Source organism: Nonomuraea wenchangensis, from assembly GCF_900111685.1.
GTDB classification, from domain to species: Bacteria; Actinomycetota; Actinomycetes; order Streptosporangiales; family Streptosporangiaceae; genus Nonomuraea; species Nonomuraea wenchangensis.
Map to the genome: position 1 here is coordinate 1 of NZ_FOHX01000018.1, position 17245 is coordinate 17245.

The following is a 17245-nucleotide window of genomic DNA, read 5'->3' on the forward strand; positions in this document are numbered from 1 at the left end:
CCGACCGCTGGTTCCCGTCCTCGAGGCTCTGCGGCGGGTGTGGGGCGATCAACCGAGATCTCACACTCGCCGACCGGGTGTGGACGTGCGGGTGCAGAAGCGAGCACGACCGTGACGTCAACGCCGCCCGCAACCTGCTTAACGCGATGACGCTCGAGCAGCAAGCAGCCTAGTTCCACGTCGCCGGGCAGTTCCTTGGAGACGCTAAACGCCTGTGGAGGCGACGTAAGACCTCGAGCAATCGAGGCAGATGCCAGAGAATCAGGCAAGAGGATCACTGAGATTCTCCGAACGGGAGGATGTCAACAGGGGAGAGGGCCTTCGGCGTCGAAGTAGCCACCGGTGGGGCCGTCGGGGCCGGCCTGCGCCATACGGACGATGATCTCGGCGCCTTCCTCGACGGTCTGTGTGCCGGTGTGTCCGTTCAGGTCGGTCGCGGTGTAGCCGGGCTCGACCGCGTTGATCCGCATGTTCGGAAACGCCTTGGCGTACTGCACGGTGATCATGTTGACCGCGGCCTTGGACGCCGGGTAGGCGACGCCGGGGTAGGCGTACGCGGGTGTCCCCGGAGCGGTCATGCCGGTCAGCGAGGCCAGCCCGCTGCTGACATTGACCACGACCGGGGCGGCGGAACGCTGGAGCAGCGGCAGGAACGCGTGGGTGACGCGCACCAGGCCGAAGACGTTGGTCTCGAACAGCTGCCGCATCAGGTCGGCGGTCGTCTCCGCGGCGCCGGCGACCAGGTTCCCTTCGAGGCGGCCTTCGATGCCGGCGTTGTTGACCAGCACGTCCAGGCCGCCGTCGGCCTCGATGGTCTTCGCCGCGGCCGCGACGGAGGCGTCATCGGTGACGTCGAGGAGGACCATGCGCGCGCCCAGCCTCGCGGCGGCCCTGCGCCCGCGCTCTTCGTCCCGGCTGCCGACGTAGACGGTGTGACCTGCCGCGATGAGCCTGCCGGCGGTCTCGAAGCCCAGCCCCTTGTTCGCTCCGGTGATCAGTGTTGTCGTCATGTCTCCAGGGTCCGGCCGGGTCGGGCGGACAGCCAGCCGTCTCGTCTTCCTGGGACTGGTGGTACCAGGAAGACCCGCAGGCGGGCGGTGCACAATTGTGGACATGGCGGAGTTCGGGCGGGCGGTGCGGCGGTGGCGCGATCGCGTCTCGCCCGAGGTCATCGGGCTGCCGGTCGGTGGGCACCGGCGTACGGCCGGGCTGCGCCGTGAGGAGCTGGCCCTGCTGGCCGGGATCTCCGTCGACTACCTCACCCGCCTGGAACAGGGCCGCGCCGCCAGCCCGTCCGCGCAGGTCGTCGAAGCCCTGGCCAGGGCGCTGCGGCTGTCGCCTGCCGAGCGCGCCCACCTGTTCGGCCTGGCCGGACTGGCGCCGCCTGGCCCGCGGACGGTCCCGGCGTACATCACCCCGAGCGTTCACCGGCTGCTGGACCGGATGACCGGGACACCCGTCGCCGTCTACGACGCGTCCTGGACGCTGCTGATGGCCAACCCCCCGTATGCGGCGTTGATGGGCGACCCGTCCGGATGGCGCGGCAACCAGCGCAACGCCGTATGGCGGCACTTTCTCGGCCCGCCCAACCGGGTCCGGCACACGCCGGAGTCCCGGCGCGCCCTGGAGGCCGCCTTGGTCGCCGACCTGCGCGCGACCGCCGCCCGCTACCCGGCCGACCAGCGGCTACGGCACCTGGTCCTGGACCTGCGGACGGGCAGCGACCGGTTCGCCGATCTGTGGGATTCCGGCACCGTCGGCCACCACGAGGCCGCGCGCAAGACCATCGATCACCCGCACGTGGGCGCCGTGACGCTGGACTGCGACGTGCTCACCGTGTCCGGCAGCGACCTGCGCATCATGATCTACACGGCCGAGCCCGGCACCGCGGACGCCGAACGCCTCGCACTGCTCACCGTGCTCGGCACCCAGACACTCGCCGGGTAGCCGGACCCCCTCGGCCGGCCGCCGTCGGCCCGTCGTCCCTCAGGCGCTCTCGGCGCGGAGGGCGTCGATCAAGACGTGCGAACGGGCCACGATCTCGCGGGCCTCGGCATCGTACGGGACGAGTTCGGCGGTGGTGTTGCCGATCATGCACCCTTGCGGAACGCCGGCGTCGGAGGCGTACTCCTGCGCCCGGGCCGGGTTGGCGAGAACCTCGCGCAGCGCCGGCAGCACCGGCCCGTCCTGCAGGGCCGCGACCAGCTGCCGCTTGTCGCCGAAGGCTCCGTACAGGCTGCCCCGCTCCAGCACCAGCGCGTCGACCAGGTCCTGGACGGAGGTCTCTCCGTAGCCCCGGGACCAGAACAGCAGGAGCGCGCGCTCCAGGGCCTGGTCCTGGTCGAAGCCGGCCCAGTCCGCGAGATCCGGCGTCGACTCCGCCTGGCCGGGGTGAGGATCTTCTCCCGGCCGGACGGCGGAGCGCCCCGGGTCGGCCTCGGCTCACCGGCGTGGTCGGCTGGGTCCCGAGCTGCAACACGGTGATCGTCTAGCGTCCATGACAGAAGGTCCCCGGAGCACGCCCCGGGGGGTCTTCCCGTTCCGGGGTGGTCGGCGTGATGTCACGTCTCGGCGATCAGCGGTGTCCTGAGGGCATGACCGAACACAACACACGCCACAAAGTCGTGGTCATCGGCGGCGGTTACGCCGGAACGCTCGCGGCCAACCGGCTGCGGCAGCGCGACGACGTCGACGTCACGCTGGTCAATCCGCGCCCGGAGTTCGTCGAACGCATCCGGCTGCACCAGTTCGTGGCCCGTACGGGCGAGGCCACGGTCGACTACGGCACGCTGCTCGGCGAGGGCGTCCGCCTGGTCGTCGACAGCGCGGCGCGCATCGACGGCGCCGCCCGCGCCGTACGGCTGGCGTCGGGCCGTACGCTGGACTACGACCACGTCATCTACGCGGTCGGCAGCACGGGCGGGACCCCCTCGGTGCCCGGCGCGGCCGAATTCGCGTTCGACCTCGCCGAGTTGGAGTCCGCGCGGCGGCTGCGCGCCAGGCTGGAGGAGTTGCCCCTCGATGCTCCTGTCACCGTGGTCGGCGGCGGGTTGACCGGCGTCGAGACGGCCGCCGAGCTGGCCGAGCGAGGGCGCAGGGTCACGCTGGTGTGCGGCCGGAGCCTGGCGCCCTACCTGAGCGCGGGAGGACGCCGCTACGTCGCCAGGTGGCTGTCCCGGCACGGTGTCGCCGTGCTCGGGAACGCCGCGGTGAGCGAGGTGCGGCCGGACGCGGTCGTCCTGGCGGACGGCGGGGTGCGTGCGAGCGCGCTGACCATCTGGACGGCCGGTTTCGGTGTGCCGGGGCTGGCGGCGGCGAGCGGGCTGCGTACCGACGCGCTCGGCCGGCTGCTCACCGACGAGACGCTGACCAGCCTCGACGACGACCGCGTCGTCGCGGCCGGCGACGCCGCCGCGCCGTCGGGCCGGCCGCTGCGGATGAGCGGCTACGCCGCCGGGCCGCTCGGGGCGCAGGCCGCCGACACCGTGCTGAGCCGTATCGGGGGAACCGAGCCTGCGCCGATCGAACTGGCCTTCACGGGGGCGTGCGTCAGTCTCGGCCGGCGCGCCGGCATCCGGCAGCTCGCCCGCAAGGACGACACCGCGGTGAACGTCTACGTCGGCGGCCGCTTGGGCGCGGTGATCAAGGAGTTGACGTGCAGGTTCGTGGTGGCGAAACGGATCCGCCGGGAGGCTCGCGAGCCGGGCTCCATGGGCTGGCCCAAGGGCGGCCCGCGTCCTGGGGAGCCGGCCGCCGCCGCGCGGGTGGTCACCTCCCCGTGAGCGCCGACGAGCACGCCGAGCGGTTCACCCTGCTGCGGCCGCTGCTGTTCACGATCGTCTACGAGATCCTCGGCTCGGTGACCGAGTCCGACGACGTGCTGCAGAACAGCTATCTGCGGTGGGCCGACGTAGACCTCGCGACCGTGCGGGACACCAGGTCGTATCTGGCACGGCTGGTGACCCGGCAGGCGCTCAACGCCGTGCGGGCGAGCGCGCGCCGGCGCGAGGACTACATCGGCTCCTGGCTGCCCGAGCCACTGCTGCTGGAGGAGAACGACGCCTCGGCCGATGTGCTGCTCGCCGAGTCGGTGTCGATGGCGATGCTCGTGCTGCTCGAAACGCTCACCCCCGATGAGCGTGCGGTGTTCGTGCTGCGCGAGGTGTTCGGCTTCGGCTACGCCGACATCGCCGCGGCGGTGGGCAAGTCCGTGGTGACGGTGCGCCAGGTGGCGCACCGTGCCCGCGAGCACGTACGGGCGCGGCGCAGACGCTTCGAGCCCGCCGACGCCGCGACGACCGCGCGGATCACCGAGGGGTTCTTGACGGCGGCGTCCACCGGCGACCTGGAAGGGCTGATGTCGCTGCTCGCGCCGGACGTCACCTGGACAGCCGACAGCGGCGGCAGGACCACCGCGGCGCGCCGGCCGGTGGCGGGCGCGGAGAGGGTGGCCGCGGTCGTCATGACCCTGTTCCGCCAGGAGCGGATGGCGGACCTGCGGATCCGGAGGGTCAACTGCAACCACGCCCCCGCGATCGTCCTCAGCGGCGAACGCCTGGAGGGGGTCTTCCTGATCGAGATCAGCGAGGGGAGGATCACCCACTTCTACGCCATCCGTAACCCGGACAAACTTCTCGCGGTGGCGGTCCCGCGTCAGATCAGCCGCTGATTAGACGCGCCGCCAGGCGGGGTTCACCCGGATCTCGATGTCGTCGCACATCGTCTCCGGCGCTGCGTCGGCCGTTACGCGGACCCGTATCGGACGGCCGGTGTCGGTCTCGACGAACGACAGAGGCGGGCGGCCTTCCTGTAGGTACGTGTCGCCCCATTGCATCAGCGACAGAAACACCGGCAGCAGGTCCTGGCCGGCCTCGGTCAGCCGGTACTCGTCGCGGGCCCGGCTCCCCGGCTCCCGATAGAGGACGGGCGCGACAATACCCGCGGCCTTCAGCTGTTTGAGTGCCCGAGACACCGCAGGTGCCGAGGTCCCAATCCGCGCGACGAAGTCGTCAAACCTGGTTGTGCCGTAGAAGCATTCGCGGACCACCAGGAACACCGTCTTGGTGCTGAGCAGGTCCAGCACCCGCCCCGCTGAGCATCCGTCGCCGATCGACCACGCATCTCGGTCGCGCAGCCGTTCCTCGAACTTCATCGCCATCTCACCATTGTAACTAACGTTTGCGTTATCCAGCATGGCGTGGTTACATCTCACTAACGAGGTCGTTATCCAGATGGAGTGTGCCGTGGTTGCAGTAGCGGGCAGAGTGGTTGTGGTGACCGGGGGCCGACGTGGACTCGGCGCGGCGCTGGTCGATGAGGTGCTGGCGCGCGGGGCGCGAAAGGTGTACTCGACTGCGCGCTCGGCGTACGTCGACGACCGTCCAGAGGTGGTGACCGCCGAGTTGGAGGTCCGTTCGGCGGCGTCGGTCGCCGCCCTCGCGAAGGTCGCCGCCGACGTCGAGATCGTGTTCAACAATGCCGGCATCCTGTTGCCGGCTCCGCTGCTGACGGGTGACTTCGAGCGCGCCACCGTGACGTTCGACGTCAACGTCTTCGGACCCCTGCGGATAGCACGCGCGTTCGCGCCGATCCTGGCCGCGAACGGTGGGGGCGCCCTGGTGAACATGCACTCCGTGCTGTCCTGGCTGGCCGGCGCCGGCGCCTACGGGGCGTCCAAGGCGGCGGCGTGGTCCATCACGAACTCGCTCCGACTCGAACTAGCGCGTCAGAACACCCAGGTCGTCGGCGTTCACGCGGGGTTCATCGACACCGAAATGGTCTCCGCCATCGACCTGCCGAAGGCGACGCCGGCCGAGGTGGCCGCGCGGATCGTCGACGGCCTCGAGGCCCAGGCCACGGAGGTGCTCGCCGACGACGTCACCATCGCCACCAAGGCGGCACTGTCCGGCCCCGTGGACCGCCTGACCTTCTCGGTCGCCCGTTGACGTCGCATCCCAACACTTAAGGAGTACTGACCCGCGATGCCACTGTGGACTGTTTTTCACACGCCCGGAATCTTCACCGACAAGGAGAAGCACCAACTCGCCTCCCACATCGCCGACCACTACGAACAGGTCGGGCTGCCCCGGTTCTACGTGGTCACGCTGTTCCATCAGACCCGACCCGAGGATTTCTACGTCGGTGGGGAGCCTGCCCCGGTCGGGGTCCGCGTTGTGATCGACCACATCGCCCGCCGCAACGCCGATCGAGAGAGCCGGCGCCGGACCGCCCAGTGGGTCAAGGGCATGCTGCAGCCCCACCTCGAACGAAACGCAGGGCTGCACTGGGAGTTCCACATCGATGAGACCAGTGACGACCTCTGGATGATCAACGGGATCGTGCCGCCTCCGGCAGGCTCCGACGCCGAGAAGCTCTGGGCTGAGACCAACTCGGCGTCCCCCTACTGACCGCGCCGCCGGTACCGGCATCGCGCCGATCCTGGTACCACTGGCTGTCACAGGTCTGGCCACGATCATGGTAGGTGCGGTGATCCTGCGCATCCGACGCCACGAAGCCAAGGCAATGCTGCTGGACCTGTTCTATCCCGTCCCGATCGTCTTCGTGGCCATCGGCCGCTTCGGCCCCGAGTCCTTCATCAGCTGACCGGGTGCAGAGGACGTTGCCACCCCGCGGGCGCCGGCTTCGGCGGCGAAGCCGGCGCCGCGGTGATGTCATCGGGAAGGTGGTCGGCCAACCGCGCCAGGGCACGTCCGGAGTCTGTCGTAAGCCGGTCAGCGGTGGGCGTGTGAGAAGCTCTGAAGGACCTGGTTGTCCTGGTCAGGGATATGGCCGAGCTTGTCGACCTCTTCAGCCAGCCCTGCCAGCACCGCGCGGAGCTGCACCCGGGTGACGTCGGCGAAGGTTCGCAGGTAGGCGATCTGCCGCTCCAGTTCCTCGGCCTCGCCACCGTGCTCGCCGCCGCGCGAGCGGTAGGCGCCGACCGCCTGGTCGGCGGCCTCCTCCGCCTGCCGCTGCGCCTCCGTCAGGATCATCTCGTACTGCTGGCGGGCCTCCCCGAGGATCCGCCGGGCGTAGTCCTCAGCCTCCGCGATCTGGACGTCGGCGGTCTGCTGAGCGCGGGAGAGGATGTTGATCGCATCGACGCTCAGGGCCTGCTGCTGGGGACCGGCGGGCTCGGCGCTGATGCCGTGCTCCTTGTACCACTGCTTCAACCGGTCGACGTACGCCCGCAGGTCCGCCTTCTCCTTGTCGCCGGCCGCCACGTCTTCCGCGACCCGGTACAGGAACGAGCGCACCTCGTCCTCGCTGTAGCCGCGGCGCCCGAGTGGTGTGCGCGAGAACTCCTGCTTGCGTATCCGATCCGGGGTGAGGGGCTGGCGTTCGCGGTCCGGGTGATCTGCCCAAGACATCTCTGCCGTCATGACTCCCCGCCTTTGTCGCTCGTGAACTCGTCGAAGTGGATCTGCTCGGAGGGCACGCCCGCGTCCAGCAGTCGTCCGACGGTGCTCTGAGCCATCTCCGTGGAGCCGCAGACGAACACCTGCTGGCCACGCCATGCCTGCAGCGCGACGTCCACGGCGTTGCCGCGGGCGCCACGGTAGTAGGGGTCGTTGGAGACGGCTGGGACGACGTTCAGCCAGGGGTGCTCCACGGCCATCTTGGACAGCGCATCGAGGTCGTACAGCTCCCGGGACGTCCGGGCGCCGACGACGATGTCGACCTTCCGCGACGGGCCCTCGTACATCACCTGTTCCACCAGTGCCTTCAGCGGCGCGAGACCCGTGCCGCCCGCGATGAGGAGCAGGTCGCCGGGCATGTCGGGGGAGAGCTTCAGCTTGTCGCCGACCGGCGCTCCCACGCGCAGTACGTCGCCGCGCCGCGCGCCCATGACCAGGGCGGCGCTCAGCACACCGCCGTCGACCATGCGTACGTGCAGGTCGATCGTGTTGTCCTGGCGCGGCGCGTTGGCGAAGGAGTAGAAACGCCAGACGCGCGGCCGCCTGGGGTGCGAGATCGACGCCGACTGGCCGGGACGGAAGACGTACTGGTAGTTCAGCCGGGCCCGGATCACCGCGATGCCGAGGGCGGGGGTCTCGTGGCTGATGATCTCGCCTTCCCACCAGGGCGGGGTGGTCTTGGACACGTCCGCGGCCGCGTCCGACATCACCTGGGCCACCAGGCTGTACGCCTTCGTCCAGTCCTCGGCGAGGGCAGGCGTCCAGCGGTCGCCCAGGAAGTGCTCCAGGGTGGCGAGCAGCGCCCTGCCGACGGCCGGGTAGTGCTCCGTCACGACGGCGAACTTGCGGTGGTCCCGGCCGAGCTGCTGCAGGTACGGGACCAGCTCCTCCACCCGGTCGACGTTGCTGACGATGCGCCCGAGTGCGCCGACGAGCCGGTCGCGCTGGCTCGCCATCGCCACCGGGAACAGGTCCCTCGTCTCCGGGTTCATCAAGAACAGGGCTGAGTAGAAGAACAGCGGCACCTCGTCGCCCGACCGGGCGACGAGGCGCCAGCTGTCCTTGAGAGCTTGCGCGTTCACTCAGTCGGCCGTCCCTACTGGCTCGGCCACAATGGACGACTCCACCTTGTTCAAGGTCAGCTCGACGTGCTGCAGGATCTCGTCCCCCACACCGGCCCCCTGCAACACGGAGAGCAGGATCTCGCCGACCTTCGCGTAGTGGTCGGCGGTGATGCCCATGCCGCGGTGCGCCTCTGCCAGGTCGCGGCCCTCGTACGGGTCGGGGCCGCCGAGGACGGAGCAGAGCAGCACCACCATGTGCCGCTTCAGCCTCGGCATGTCGATGCCGGCGAAGTAGGGCTTGAGGGCGGCGTCGTCGAGGACTCGCACGTAGAAAAGGTCGACGACGTCGCGAACAGCCGACGCGCCGCCGACCTGGTCATAGTAGGACGGCGAGATTGTCATGAATCCTCCAAGTGGGCTATGCGTCGCGGGACCGGCTGACGGTGTTCGGGGTTCGCCGCGGTCACGACGCGAGGAATGGCGAATGGACGCACCCTGGCGCTCCGGACGCCGAAAGCCCGGGCGCCCGCGAGAGATGCGGTGAGTGATGGTCGTGGGTTTCCTGCCGTCACCCTTCCTTCATGCCAGAGCAAAGGCACCGAGCCGGATTTTGTTACGCAGGGTAACGGTCGGTCACGCCTCAGGTGCCTGGCCTATCTAACCATGCCACCTATGCCCCATGAACCACGTTCCACCCTTTTTTGACCCCTGTGTCTCACGAACAGGCAACCTCTCCTGTCCGACCGTGGAAGTGCCGACGGGCATCCCGACTCTGGCGGACTCCGCTCCCGCGACACACCGCGACAGAACCCCCATCCCGCACCCACTCACCGCTTGACCTGCAGAAACACGGTTCATGCACCCACCGCCACGGACCGGCCGGCGGGCGAGCGATGGAAGGGGCTGACATGTCGAACCACTTCACCGGCCTCAGCCTTGGGTCACCACTCGGCGACCAGCGGCTCGACCTGTGCGACCTGTACGCCTTCCAGGCCGCCTGGAGCCCGGCGGCGTGATGCCGCCGCGGCTGCTCACCGACGACGAGGCCGTGGCCATAGCGGCGGGCCTGCGCCTGGCGGCGACGCGGCAGCTCACCGACGGCGCGGACACGACGATCCGGGCGCTCGCCAAGCTCGAACGGGTCCTGCCCGCCGCCCTGCGGGAACGGGTCGACGCGCCGTCCGAGCGACACTGGTACCTGCTCTGCTGGGACCTCTACCGCGACGGCTGGCGCACGTTTGTAAGGGCAGGATGTGACCGCGTCTGCTGCGAGCATGCGTGCACCGCCCAACAGAAACGATGATGACCCGCGAGCCCTTCTTCGGCATCGCCACAGCCGCCTCCATGATCTGCTGTTCGTATGGAACTGGTCGGCGCCGTCCCAGTCGAAGAGGCCGGCCTGCCCAGGCGGGGCATCTGAGCGGTGGGTCACGCGGCTCGCCAGATCTCGCTCCGCAGGTCGGTGCCGCGGATGACCTGGACGCGCCACGGGATCAGCCGGAGGACGTGCAGCCGGGGATCGGCGGGGCCGCTCCAGAAGTTGCCCAGATCGTACCCCGCCCCAGGCGGACTCCCCTGGCGGTAGAGGTCCCACACCCGCCGCGTCAGCTCCGGGTCGTCGACCCACTCGGCCACGGTGTCGAGGCTCACAGCGTTCTGCCTGGGGCTCCAGTACGAGAACGTGGCGTGCGGGTTGCCGGCCAGGTGCGCCGCCTTGACCGGGGTCTTGTAGGTGGCCAGCCAGCCGATCGGGCGATCGTCGACCACCTCCCAGATCGGTATCAGGACGCGTGCCCGGGGGCGTCCCTTGGCGTCCACCGTGGTCATGGTGGCGTAGACGATGTCGCCGATGTAGGCGGCGAACTGCTTCTCGATCTCGCCGAAAGAGGTCACTCTGGTCGTCATCGGGGACTCCTTCCGGGGTCAGGCCGAGACCTGGACGGGCACGGGGGCCGCGGGGCCAGGGGCACGGCGGCGGATCCCGAAGGCGGTGATCACGGCACCGGCGACCGCGGCCGCGACCGGGACGACGAGGGCGAGCCGCAGGGAGTCAAGCATCGCTTCGGGCGTGCCGGCGTCACCGAGCGCCGCGACGCTCACCGCGGTCACCGCCGACAGCCCGAGCGCGGTGCCGAACTGGATGGAGGTGTAGAGCAAGCCGCTGGCCAGGCCATGCTCGGACTCGGCGATCCCTTCGGTGGCGGCCATGGTCAGCGGGCCGTACGCCAGGGAGAAAGCCACGCCGAGCAGGAGCATGGTCGGCAGCATGGCCGCGTAGGTCCAGTCCATCCCGATCGGCAGGAAGAGCGCGTACCCCAGGGCTGCGACCACCAGCCCGCCGAAAAGCACGCGGACGTTGCCGAACCGGTTCACCAGTCGCGGGGTGAGCGTCGGCGCGAGGATCGTGTCGATGCCGATCACCAGCATGGCCAGACCGGTCTGCAGGCTGCTCCAGCCGCGCACCTCCTGCAGGTAGAGGGTGGCCACGAACTGGAAGCCGGCGAATGAGGCGAGGAACAGCATGGCGCCCAGGTTGGCTCGCACCAGCGGGTGGGAGCGCAGGATGCCGAGCCGGACCAGGGGGTGGGCCGTCCGTCGTTCGATCAGTACGAAGACGGCCAGCAGGGTGAGACCCGCGGCGAACACGCCGATCGTGCCCACGACGCCGTTGCCGGGGTGCTCCAGCCGGACCACGCCGTACACCAGCAGCAGCATCGCTCCGGTGATGCTGAACGCGCCGGCCAGGTCGAAGCCGCCGGCCGGCCGCTCGGGCACCTCGCTCTCCTTGAGCAGAACCAGCGCCGCGACGAGGATCACCGCCGCCATCAACACCGGCGCGAAGAACACCCATCGCCATCCGCCATCCGATCGAGGTCAGCAGTCCGCCGACGACCAGGCCGAGCGAGAAGCCGCCCGCGGCCGTACCGGCGTACACCCCGAGCGCCTTGGTGCGCCGCGGCCCTTCGGGGAAGTTGCCGGTGATCAGCGAGAGCCCGGCAGGCGCCATGAACGCGGCCGCGACCCCGGTCACGAATCGGGCGACCAGCAGCATCCACCCTTCTGTCGCGAAGCCCCCCAGGCCGGAGAAGAGCAGGAAGACGATCAGCCAGAACAGGAACATCCTCCGGCGGCCCAGCAGGTCGGCCGCCCGGCCGCCCAGCAGCATGAATCCGCCGTAACCGAGCACGTAGGCGCTGACCACGCCGCTCAGCACGCCGGTGGACAGGCCGAGGTCCGCCCGGATCGCCGGCAACGCCACGTTCAGCATCGCCACGTCGATCCCTTCCAAGAAGACGGCTCCCGCGAGCACGAGGAGCACGCCCCACGCGCGCGCGTCCATGCGGTGGTCCGATGTGGGCACGGTGTTTTCCTTTCGCAGAAACAGAACCGGCCCACGGTTCCTCAACCGCCTGCCAGTTCCCTCTTGTAACCAGCAGCATCGTCGAGCACCATGGGATCCCATGGAAGACGGCACTTCTGAGTCCCTCGGTTACTGCGGGGATACCGACGCCGACTACGACGTTCTCCAGTGGGACACGCGGGAGGACTGTGAGGTCCGGCAGATTCTCGACCGCGTGGCGGACAAATGGTCACTGCTGGTCATCGCCCTGCTCGACCGGCGCAGCCTGCGCTTCACCGAGCTGCGCCGCATGATCGACGGGATCAGTCAGCGCATGCTCACGCGCACGCTGCGGCACCTGGAGCGCGACGGGCTGATCAGCAGAACCGTGCATCCGACCATCCCGCCGCGCGTCGACTACGAACTCACCTCTCTGGGCGCGACCCTCCACTCCACCATCCGCGCGCTGGTCACCTGGACCGAGACGCACCAGAACGAGATCGCCGCCGCTCGGACCGCCTACGACGCCCGCATGCTCGCCGAGCAGCAGGCCGCCGAAGCGGAAGCCGCCGAACGGGCCGAGATCGCCCGCAGCGCCCTGCGCTGATGTGAGGCGCCTCGTCCGCGTGGCCGACGGCGCGGACGGTCTTCTCGATCAGCCGATCGCCGGCGGCCACGCCGCCAAGCCGTCCATCGAGAGACCTGCACCTCACAGCCAGGGGCGGCGGCCCGGCCCGGTGGGATGGGTGCCGGTGACGCCCATGAGGAGCGAGTAGACCGAGGTCGTGGCCGTGATGAAGAGGCGGTTGCGTTTGGCGCCGCCCCAGGAGATATTGGCGACCGGCTCCGGGACGGCGATCCGGCCGATGAGGGCAGGAGCTGGGCTACGGCTCGGGCATGACTTGCTGGCGGCGGCTGGCGGAGTGGGACAAGGCCGGCGTCCGGCAGCGGCTGCACGAGGTCCTGCTCGATCGGCTTCGGGCCGCCGACGCACTCGACTTCTCCCGAGCTGCAGTGGACTCCTCGCAGATCAGAGCGTTAAAAGGGGGCGCAGACCGGCCCGTCCCCGGTCGACCGAGGGCGGGCCGGCAGCAAGCACCACCTGATCACCGACGCCACCGGCATCCCCCTCGCGATCATCCTGACCGGAGCCAACCGCAACGACGTCACCCAGCTTCGCCCGCTGCTGGACGCCATCCCGAAGGTACGCGGCAAGCGCGGCCGACCCCGCCAGCGGCCTGATGTGGTGCTCGCCGACCGCGGCTACGACCACGACAAGTACCGCAACCTGGTACGCGAGCTGCAGATCCGCCCGCTGATCGCCCGACCGGCACCGAACACGGCTCCGGCCTGGGCAAACAACGCTGGGGCGTCGAGCAGACCTTCGCCCTGCTGCACGCCTTCCGCCGCCTGCGCATCCGCTGGGAAGTCCGCGCCGACATCCACGCGGCATTCCTCAAACTGGCCTGCGCACTCATCTGCTGGCGACGCCTCACCTCATTGCGTTAGGAGCTCTTAGCCGGGAGGGTCGCCCTCGGTGGCTCCGTGAGGAGCGCGGCCGCCCAGAGGAACACCTTGGGGTCGCCGAGGCCCGAGTCGGTGAGCCATTGAGCGGCCCTGCGCGCGTCCTGCTCGTCCTGGATCAGCCCATCGGGGCCCGGCCGGATGCCGGTGGCCTGGTGGACGTCGGTGACGAGGCCCCCGATGCAGGTCCAGGTGTGCCAGCCCGCGACGTCGAAACCGACCAGTTCGAAACCCAGCCGCCGCTCGCCGGCGCCGGGGAACTCCTCACGCCGGATGAGCCGTTCCGGGAGACTGCCGTCCCAGCCGTCGCGGGCCATGTCGTCCTGCAGCCCCGGAACATCATCGGCGGCGAATCCGGCCCCGAGCACATGTAACTCCGGCCGGCCGGCCTGGTCCCGGGCGATCTCGGCCTCCTGCGAACTGGCGAACCAGCGGTCCCAGCCGTCGGGGTCCACCGGCACCAGGTCCACCACGCAGTCGCTCAGGGACAGCAGATGCGGACCGGGAAGTCCTTGCTCCTGCCAATCCCGGAAATGAGCGCGGGTGGCGACCCGATAGCCGGCGAGGACGTAACGCAGTCGCATGGCACCGTTCCCTCTCGCTTCGCCGCCGCGCCCGGCTCGGCCCGGCGCCGTCCATTCTCGCGGTCAGGGAGTGCCGCTGCGCCGTTCGACCATCAGGACGCCAGGGTGCGCAGGACGCAGAACTCGTTGCCCTCAGGGTCCGCCATGACCACCCAGCTTCGGTCCGGGCCTTGGCCCACATCTCTCTTGGTGGCGCCGAGGCCGAGCAATCTGGTCACCTCGTCGTCGGTGCTGCAGTCGATCGGGCTGACGTCGAGGTGGAGCCGGTTCTTCACGGTCTTGCCCTCGGGCACCTGGATGAACAGCAGGGTGGGGGGCATCTGGCGGGCGCGGACCTCTTCGACGGTCGGCTCCCAGGAGCCGATCTCGACCTTGTGCTCGTTCCGGTCGATCACTTCGAGGCCCAGAACCGCGCACCAGAAGGCCGCGAGGCTCTCCGGGTCGTGGCAGTCGATGGTCAACTCGGTGAGTCTGCTTGTCATGCCTCGCCCTGTGTCGAAGGCGTTCCGAACCATACGGCGAGCGCCTCACGCAGTTCGGGCGTGGCGCTGTCCGGGGATTCGTCGAGGCCGGCGGCCCAGGCGACGTACCCGTCCGGGCGGATCAGCAGGGCGTCGGCCGGTCGGTCGTGGGTCTTGGCGGTGTGGATGTCGATGAGATGCCTGTGGTTCCGGGCTGTTCGGCGGAGCTCTGGGCGGTCGGCCAGGTCGAGCAGGACGGGCCGGGCGGCGTGCATGAGCTCGGCGACGCTGGTGGTGCCTTGGCCGGTGTGCAGGGTGAGGTCGGGGGCGAAGGTGCCGGACAGCGCATGATGGACGCTGCCGGGCATGGGGTAGCGGAGGTCGGTGCCGGCGACGAGGGCTCCCATGCGGCGCAGCGGCTGCTCGTCGGTGAGCAGCTCGGTGAAGACCTCGCGCAGCGCCTCGGCGGCGGCGTCGTGCCCGCGCCGCAGTGCCACCTGGGCCCGGGTGTGCAGCATGGTACGGCTGCCGGCGAAGTGGCGTTCGGCGTGGTAGGTGTCCAGCAGGCCGGTCGGGGCCTGGCCGTGCAGGTCGGCGGCCAGCTTCCAGGCCAGGTTGACCGCGTCGAGCAGGCCGGCGTTGAGCGCCACGCCGGTGGCGGGGAACAGGTGTGCCGCGTCGCCGGCCAGCAGGATCCGGCCGTTGCGGAAGCGGTCGGCCTGGCGGGCCTTGAAGGTGAAGCGTGACAGCCGGGTCGCCTCGGCCACGGGCAGCCGCGCGCCGAGCACGCGGTGGATGCTGTCCTGGAGCTCCGGCACGGTCATCGGGACGTCGTCGTCGTACTCGGCGTTCTCGTCCTCGATCGTGTAGAGGGAGACGGACTGGGAGCCGGATGACGAGCCGATGCCGAACAGGCCGTGGTCGGTGCGGGTGAAGCCCGCGCTGATCGTGCCGAAGCCGGGGACGTCGAGGTCTCCGTTGGCGAGCACGGTCACGGTGCCGGGCAGGGTGACCTGGGCCAGCCGGTTGACCTCGGGGTAGACGGTGCCGGGGAAGCCGATGCCGGCCCGGTCGCGCACCCGGCTGCGCGCGCCGTCGCATCCTACGAGGTAGCGGGCGCTCACCTGGTACGGGCCGTCCGGACCCAGCACGTCCACGGTCACCGCCGTGTCGTCCTGGCTGATCCCGGTCACCTCGTGCCCGCGGCGGATCTCGGCGTCGAGCTCGCCGGCGCGGTCGTCGAGCAGCTGCTCCAGTTGCTGTTGCGGGAGCGGCAGGGCGTGCAGCGGGGGGTCGGCCAGCTGGGTGAGGTCCAGGTGTACGCCGCCGAACGGGAACCGGGCAGGCGGGCGGGGGCCGGTGCAGGCCGCCTCGAAGCGTTCCAGCAGGCCCCGGTAGCGCAGCAGCTCCAGGATCTGCCCGCCGAGGCCGCCGGCCTTGGGGGTGTCCCGGCGGTGCGGCTGCCGTTCCAGGACCAGCGGCCGTACGCCGGCCAGCCGCAGCTCGGCGGCCAGCATGAGGCCGGTGGGGCCGGCCCCTACGATGATCACGTCGGTTCGGGTCATGGGGTTGTTCCTTCTTCGAGGTCGCGGGCCACGGTGGCGGCGGGGGTGTGCAGGATGCCGTCGAAGGCGTCCAGGACGGGGGTGTGCAGGAAGGTGCTCTGCAGGCGGATCCGGTCGGGGCCGGGGACCTGGGTGCGCGCCGGGCGGAGGCCGGCGAGGCTGAGCCCGAGGCCGGCGCCGGCGAAGGCGGCTTCGACGCTGCCCGGCTCGGGCGGCTCCAGCGCGGTGTCCTCGATGCGGAAGCCGAAGCGCGCCTCCTCGTCGCGGACCATCTCTCCGGTGTGCCCGCCGGTGCTGGTCAGGCCGAGGGCGACGTACGCGTCGCCGAGCGCGTCGTGCAGGTGCTGCCCCATCGGGAACCCGGTGAGCTGCCCGTTGAAGGAGATGGGTGCCTTCTGTATGTGGGCGTTGTGGGCGGCCAGCACGATACGGGTGCCCGGCTCGAAGCGCTCCAGGTGCCACAGGACCGACTCGGCCATGTAGACGTCGCGGGCCGAGGTGTCGGCGGTCAGCCCGTTCCCGGCGAACAGGCCGGCCATGGCACGGAAGCCGTAGTCGGCCTGGCAGGCGCCTTCGAGCCGGCGCAGGGCGAGGTCGTAGTCGCGCCGGTCACCGCGCGAGACGTACAGCGGCTCGACGGCGCGGAAGCGGATGAGCAGGCGCGTCAGGGCGGCGGTGAGCGCGTCCTGGTCGGCGGCGGGCAGGCGGGCCCACGCGGGCGCGGCCGAGGCGGCGGAGGTTCCGGCGAACGACGCGGCGATGCGCATCGCCTGCTCGATGGCCGGCAGGGTTTCGGGGTCGATGTCGCGCAGGTAGTCGGCGACGGGGGTCAGGGCGGGCAGCAGGGAGCCGCCGGCGGCCGGGATGTCGATGCCGGCGAAACGCATCGGCGTCGCGGCGGTGGCGTTGTGCCGGCGGATCCAGCGCAGGGGCTCCTCGACGCCCACCGGGATGGCCGTAGCGAGCTGGGCCGACAGGTCGTCGTCGGCGCCCTCGCCCTGGGCCCAGGCGTCGAGGGGGAAGCCTTCGCTGAAGCCGTACTCGAAGGCCAGGACGGTGAAGCCGCAGCGCTCGACCAGGAACCGCAGCAGGCGCCGGCGCAGGCGGATGAACTCGTCGATGAAGTGGGAGTGCTCGCCGATCGCGACGACGCGCGCGTCGCCGATGAGGTCGCGCAGCGGCTCCAGGTCGTCGAGCGGCGCCTCGGGGTCGAGGTGGGTGAGGGGGGCGGCGTGGTCGCGGAGCCAGCCGGTGAACGGGTCGGGGTGGGATGAGGCGGGCATGCCGGT

General features: G+C 70.3%; 20 protein-coding genes and 2 pseudogenes. 9 read left to right on the forward strand and 13 right to left on the reverse strand.

All coding sequences use genetic code 11. From position 1 onward, the window contains the following. The coding region (locus BMW85_RS38165) for a zinc ribbon domain-containing protein (RefSeq protein ID WP_143082543.1) at positions 1–173 on the forward strand (173 nt) is incomplete at its 5' end. Positions 174–302: 129 nt separating this feature from the next. On the opposite strand, the gene BMW85_RS38170 is transcribed toward BMW85_RS38165, so the two are convergent. Then, positions 303–1010, reverse strand: a complete 708-nt coding sequence (locus tag BMW85_RS38170) for an SDR family NAD(P)-dependent oxidoreductase (RefSeq protein ID WP_091091640.1) — start codon at positions 1008–1010, stop codon at positions 303–305. Between the two features lie 103 nt (positions 1011–1113). Between BMW85_RS38170 and BMW85_RS38175 the strand changes: the two genes are divergently transcribed. Further along, complete coding sequence (locus BMW85_RS38175; protein ID WP_218156115.1) at positions 1114–1947, forward strand: helix-turn-helix transcriptional regulator; 834 nt, start codon at positions 1114–1116, stop codon at positions 1945–1947. A 39-nt stretch (positions 1948–1986) separates the two neighbouring features. Here BMW85_RS38175 and BMW85_RS38180 read toward each other — a convergent pair whose 3' ends face one another. Beyond that, positions 1987–2328: a helix-turn-helix domain-containing protein gene (locus tag BMW85_RS38180; RefSeq protein WP_091091644.1), complete on the reverse strand. Its 342-nt coding sequence runs from the start codon at positions 2326–2328 to the stop codon at positions 1987–1989. 266 nt (positions 2329–2594) lie between these two features. On the opposite strand from BMW85_RS38180, the gene BMW85_RS38185 reads away from it, so the two are divergent. Both BMW85_RS38185 and sigJ read left to right on the forward strand, forming a co-directional pair. After that, positions 2595–3782: an NAD(P)/FAD-dependent oxidoreductase gene (locus BMW85_RS38185; RefSeq protein WP_091091646.1), complete on the forward strand. Its 1188-nt coding sequence runs from the start codon at positions 2595–2597 to the stop codon at positions 3780–3782. Further along, positions 3779–4669, forward strand: coding sequence for an RNA polymerase sigma factor SigJ (gene sigJ, locus BMW85_RS38190; protein WP_091091649.1), 891 nt, complete (start codon positions 3779–3781; stop codon positions 4667–4669). Before BMW85_RS38185 ends, sigJ begins: the two co-directional genes overlap by 4 nt. Here sigJ and BMW85_RS38195 read toward each other — a convergent pair whose 3' ends face one another. Continuing rightward, the gene (locus BMW85_RS38195) at positions 4670–5158 is read right to left on the reverse strand and encodes a winged helix-turn-helix transcriptional regulator (RefSeq protein WP_091091651.1); all 489 of its coding nucleotides are present in this window, start codon (positions 5156–5158) and stop codon (positions 4670–4672) included. Between the two features lie 34 nt (positions 5159–5192). Between BMW85_RS38195 and BMW85_RS38200 the strand changes: the two genes are divergently transcribed. Together BMW85_RS38200 and BMW85_RS38205 are read left to right on the forward strand one after the other, a co-directional pair. Next, positions 5193–5945, forward strand: coding sequence for an SDR family oxidoreductase (locus BMW85_RS38200; protein ID WP_245775303.1), 753 nt, complete (start codon positions 5193–5195; stop codon positions 5943–5945). Between the two features lie 36 nt (positions 5946–5981). Next, positions 5982–6407, forward strand: coding sequence for a tautomerase family protein (locus BMW85_RS38205; protein WP_091091655.1), 426 nt, complete (start codon positions 5982–5984; stop codon positions 6405–6407). Between the two features lie 324 nt (positions 6408–6731). Here the strand turns inward: BMW85_RS38205 and BMW85_RS38210 are convergent, their stop codons facing one another. From BMW85_RS38210 to BMW85_RS38220, 3 genes are read right to left on the reverse strand one after another with little or no spacing between them, the layout of a single operon-like run. Then, on the reverse strand, positions 6732–7370 hold the full coding sequence (locus tag BMW85_RS38210; protein ID WP_177241094.1) for a DivIVA domain-containing protein: 639 nt from the start codon (positions 7368–7370) through the stop codon (positions 6732–6734). Between the two features lie 8 nt (positions 7371–7378). Further along, positions 7379–8500 carry a globin domain-containing protein gene (locus tag BMW85_RS38215; protein ID WP_091091659.1) on the reverse strand — a complete coding sequence of 374 codons (1122 nt, stop codon included), beginning with the start codon at positions 8498–8500 and terminating at the stop codon, positions 7379–7381. Continuing rightward, positions 8501–8884, reverse strand: a complete 384-nt coding sequence (locus BMW85_RS38220) for a group I truncated hemoglobin (protein ID WP_091091663.1) — start codon at positions 8882–8884, stop codon at positions 8501–8503. 610 nt (positions 8885–9494) lie between these two features. Between BMW85_RS38220 and BMW85_RS38225 the strand changes: the two genes are divergently transcribed. Next, positions 9495–9785, forward strand: a complete 291-nt coding sequence (locus BMW85_RS38225; protein WP_177241095.1) for a hypothetical protein — start codon at positions 9495–9497, stop codon at positions 9783–9785. Between the two features lie 125 nt (positions 9786–9910). Here BMW85_RS38225 and BMW85_RS38230 read toward each other — a convergent pair whose 3' ends face one another. The 3 genes and pseudogenes from BMW85_RS38230 to BMW85_RS51585 form a co-directional block, all read right to left on the reverse strand. After that, the gene (locus BMW85_RS38230) at positions 9911–10387 is read right to left on the reverse strand and encodes a pyridoxamine 5'-phosphate oxidase family protein (RefSeq protein WP_091091666.1); all 477 of its coding nucleotides are present in this window, start codon (positions 10385–10387) and stop codon (positions 9911–9913) included. An 18-nt stretch (positions 10388–10405) separates the two neighbouring features. Beyond that, complete coding sequence (locus BMW85_RS38235; RefSeq protein ID WP_245775305.1) at positions 10406–11329, reverse strand: MFS transporter; 924 nt, start codon at positions 11327–11329, stop codon at positions 10406–10408. Positions 11330–11384: 55 nt separating this feature from the next. After that, positions 11385–11945, reverse strand: a pseudogene (locus tag BMW85_RS51585) (MFS transporter); the annotation flags it as partial. Between BMW85_RS51585 and BMW85_RS38240 the strand changes: the two are divergent. After that, positions 11944–12429, forward strand: coding sequence for a winged helix-turn-helix transcriptional regulator (locus tag BMW85_RS38240; RefSeq protein ID WP_091091669.1), 486 nt, complete (start codon positions 11944–11946; stop codon positions 12427–12429). The pseudogene BMW85_RS51585 and the gene BMW85_RS38240 overlap by 2 nt on opposite strands. Before the next feature lie 269 nt (positions 12430–12698). Further along, a pseudogene (locus tag BMW85_RS51590) lies at positions 12699–13331 on the forward strand (IS5 family transposase); the annotation flags it as partial. Here BMW85_RS51590 and BMW85_RS38255 read toward each other — a convergent pair. From BMW85_RS38255 to BMW85_RS38270, 4 genes are all read right to left on the reverse strand, one after another. Next, positions 13328–13930: a hypothetical protein gene (locus tag BMW85_RS38255; RefSeq protein ID WP_143082545.1), complete on the reverse strand. Its 603-nt coding sequence runs from the start codon at positions 13928–13930 to the stop codon at positions 13328–13330. The pseudogene BMW85_RS51590 and the gene BMW85_RS38255 sit on opposite strands and share 4 nt — an antisense overlap. Positions 13931–14022: 92 nt before the next feature. After that, positions 14023–14412: a VOC family protein gene (locus BMW85_RS38260; RefSeq protein WP_091091677.1), complete on the reverse strand. Its 390-nt coding sequence runs from the start codon at positions 14410–14412 to the stop codon at positions 14023–14025. Then, a complete protein-coding gene (locus BMW85_RS38265) occupies positions 14409–15956 on the reverse strand; it encodes an FAD-dependent monooxygenase (RefSeq protein ID WP_091091680.1) in 1548 nt (515 codons plus the stop codon). The genes BMW85_RS38260 and BMW85_RS38265 overlap by 4 nt, the downstream gene beginning before the upstream one ends. Further along, the gene (locus BMW85_RS38270; protein WP_091091681.1) at positions 15953–17239 is read right to left on the reverse strand and encodes an erythromycin esterase family protein; all 1287 of its coding nucleotides are present in this window, start codon (positions 17237–17239) and stop codon (positions 15953–15955) included. The genes BMW85_RS38265 and BMW85_RS38270 overlap by 4 nt, the downstream gene beginning before the upstream one ends. Positions 17240–17245: the final 6 nt, after the last annotated feature.

Bases quoted from the DNA above. Each gene is read 5' to 3' on its own strand.
- BMW85_RS38170 (WP_091091640.1), bottom strand. From the start codon at position 1,010: ATGACGACAACACTGATCACCGGAGCGAACAAGGGGCTGGGCTTCGAG.
- BMW85_RS38175 (WP_218156115.1), top strand. From the start codon at position 1,114: ATGGCGGAGTTCGGGCGGGCGGTGCGGCGGTGGCGCGATCGCGTCTCG.
- BMW85_RS38185 (WP_091091646.1), top strand. From the start codon at position 2,595: ATGACCGAACACAACACACGCCACAAAGTCGTGGTCATCGGCGGCGGT.
- BMW85_RS38195 (WP_091091651.1), bottom strand. From the start codon at position 5,158: ATGGCGATGAAGTTCGAGGAACGGCTGCGCGACCGAGATGCGTGGTCG.
- BMW85_RS38200 (WP_245775303.1), top strand. From the start codon at position 5,193: ATGGCGTGGTTACATCTCACTAACGAGGTCGTTATCCAGATGGAGTGT.
- BMW85_RS38205 (WP_091091655.1), top strand. From the start codon at position 5,982: ATGCCACTGTGGACTGTTTTTCACACGCCCGGAATCTTCACCGACAAG.
- BMW85_RS38210 (WP_177241094.1), bottom strand. From the start codon at position 7,370: ATGTCTTGGGCAGATCACCCGGACCGCGAACGCCAGCCCCTCACCCCG.
- BMW85_RS38220 (WP_091091663.1), bottom strand. From the start codon at position 8,884: ATGACAATCTCGCCGTCCTACTATGACCAGGTCGGCGGCGCGTCGGCT.
- BMW85_RS38230 (WP_091091666.1), bottom strand. From the start codon at position 10,387: ATGACGACCAGAGTGACCTCTTTCGGCGAGATCGAGAAGCAGTTCGCC.
- BMW85_RS38240 (WP_091091669.1), top strand. From the start codon at position 11,944: ATGGAAGACGGCACTTCTGAGTCCCTCGGTTACTGCGGGGATACCGAC.
- BMW85_RS38255 (WP_143082545.1), bottom strand. From the start codon at position 13,930: ATGCGACTGCGTTACGTCCTCGCCGGCTATCGGGTCGCCACCCGCGCT.
- BMW85_RS38260 (WP_091091677.1), bottom strand. From the start codon at position 14,412: ATGACAAGCAGACTCACCGAGTTGACCATCGACTGCCACGACCCGGAG.
- BMW85_RS38265 (WP_091091680.1), bottom strand. From the start codon at position 15,956: ATGACCCGAACCGACGTGATCATCGTAGGGGCCGGCCCCACCGGCCTC.
- BMW85_RS38270 (WP_091091681.1), bottom strand. From the start codon at position 17,239: ATGCCCGCCTCATCCCACCCCGACCCGTTCACCGGCTGGCTCCGCGAC.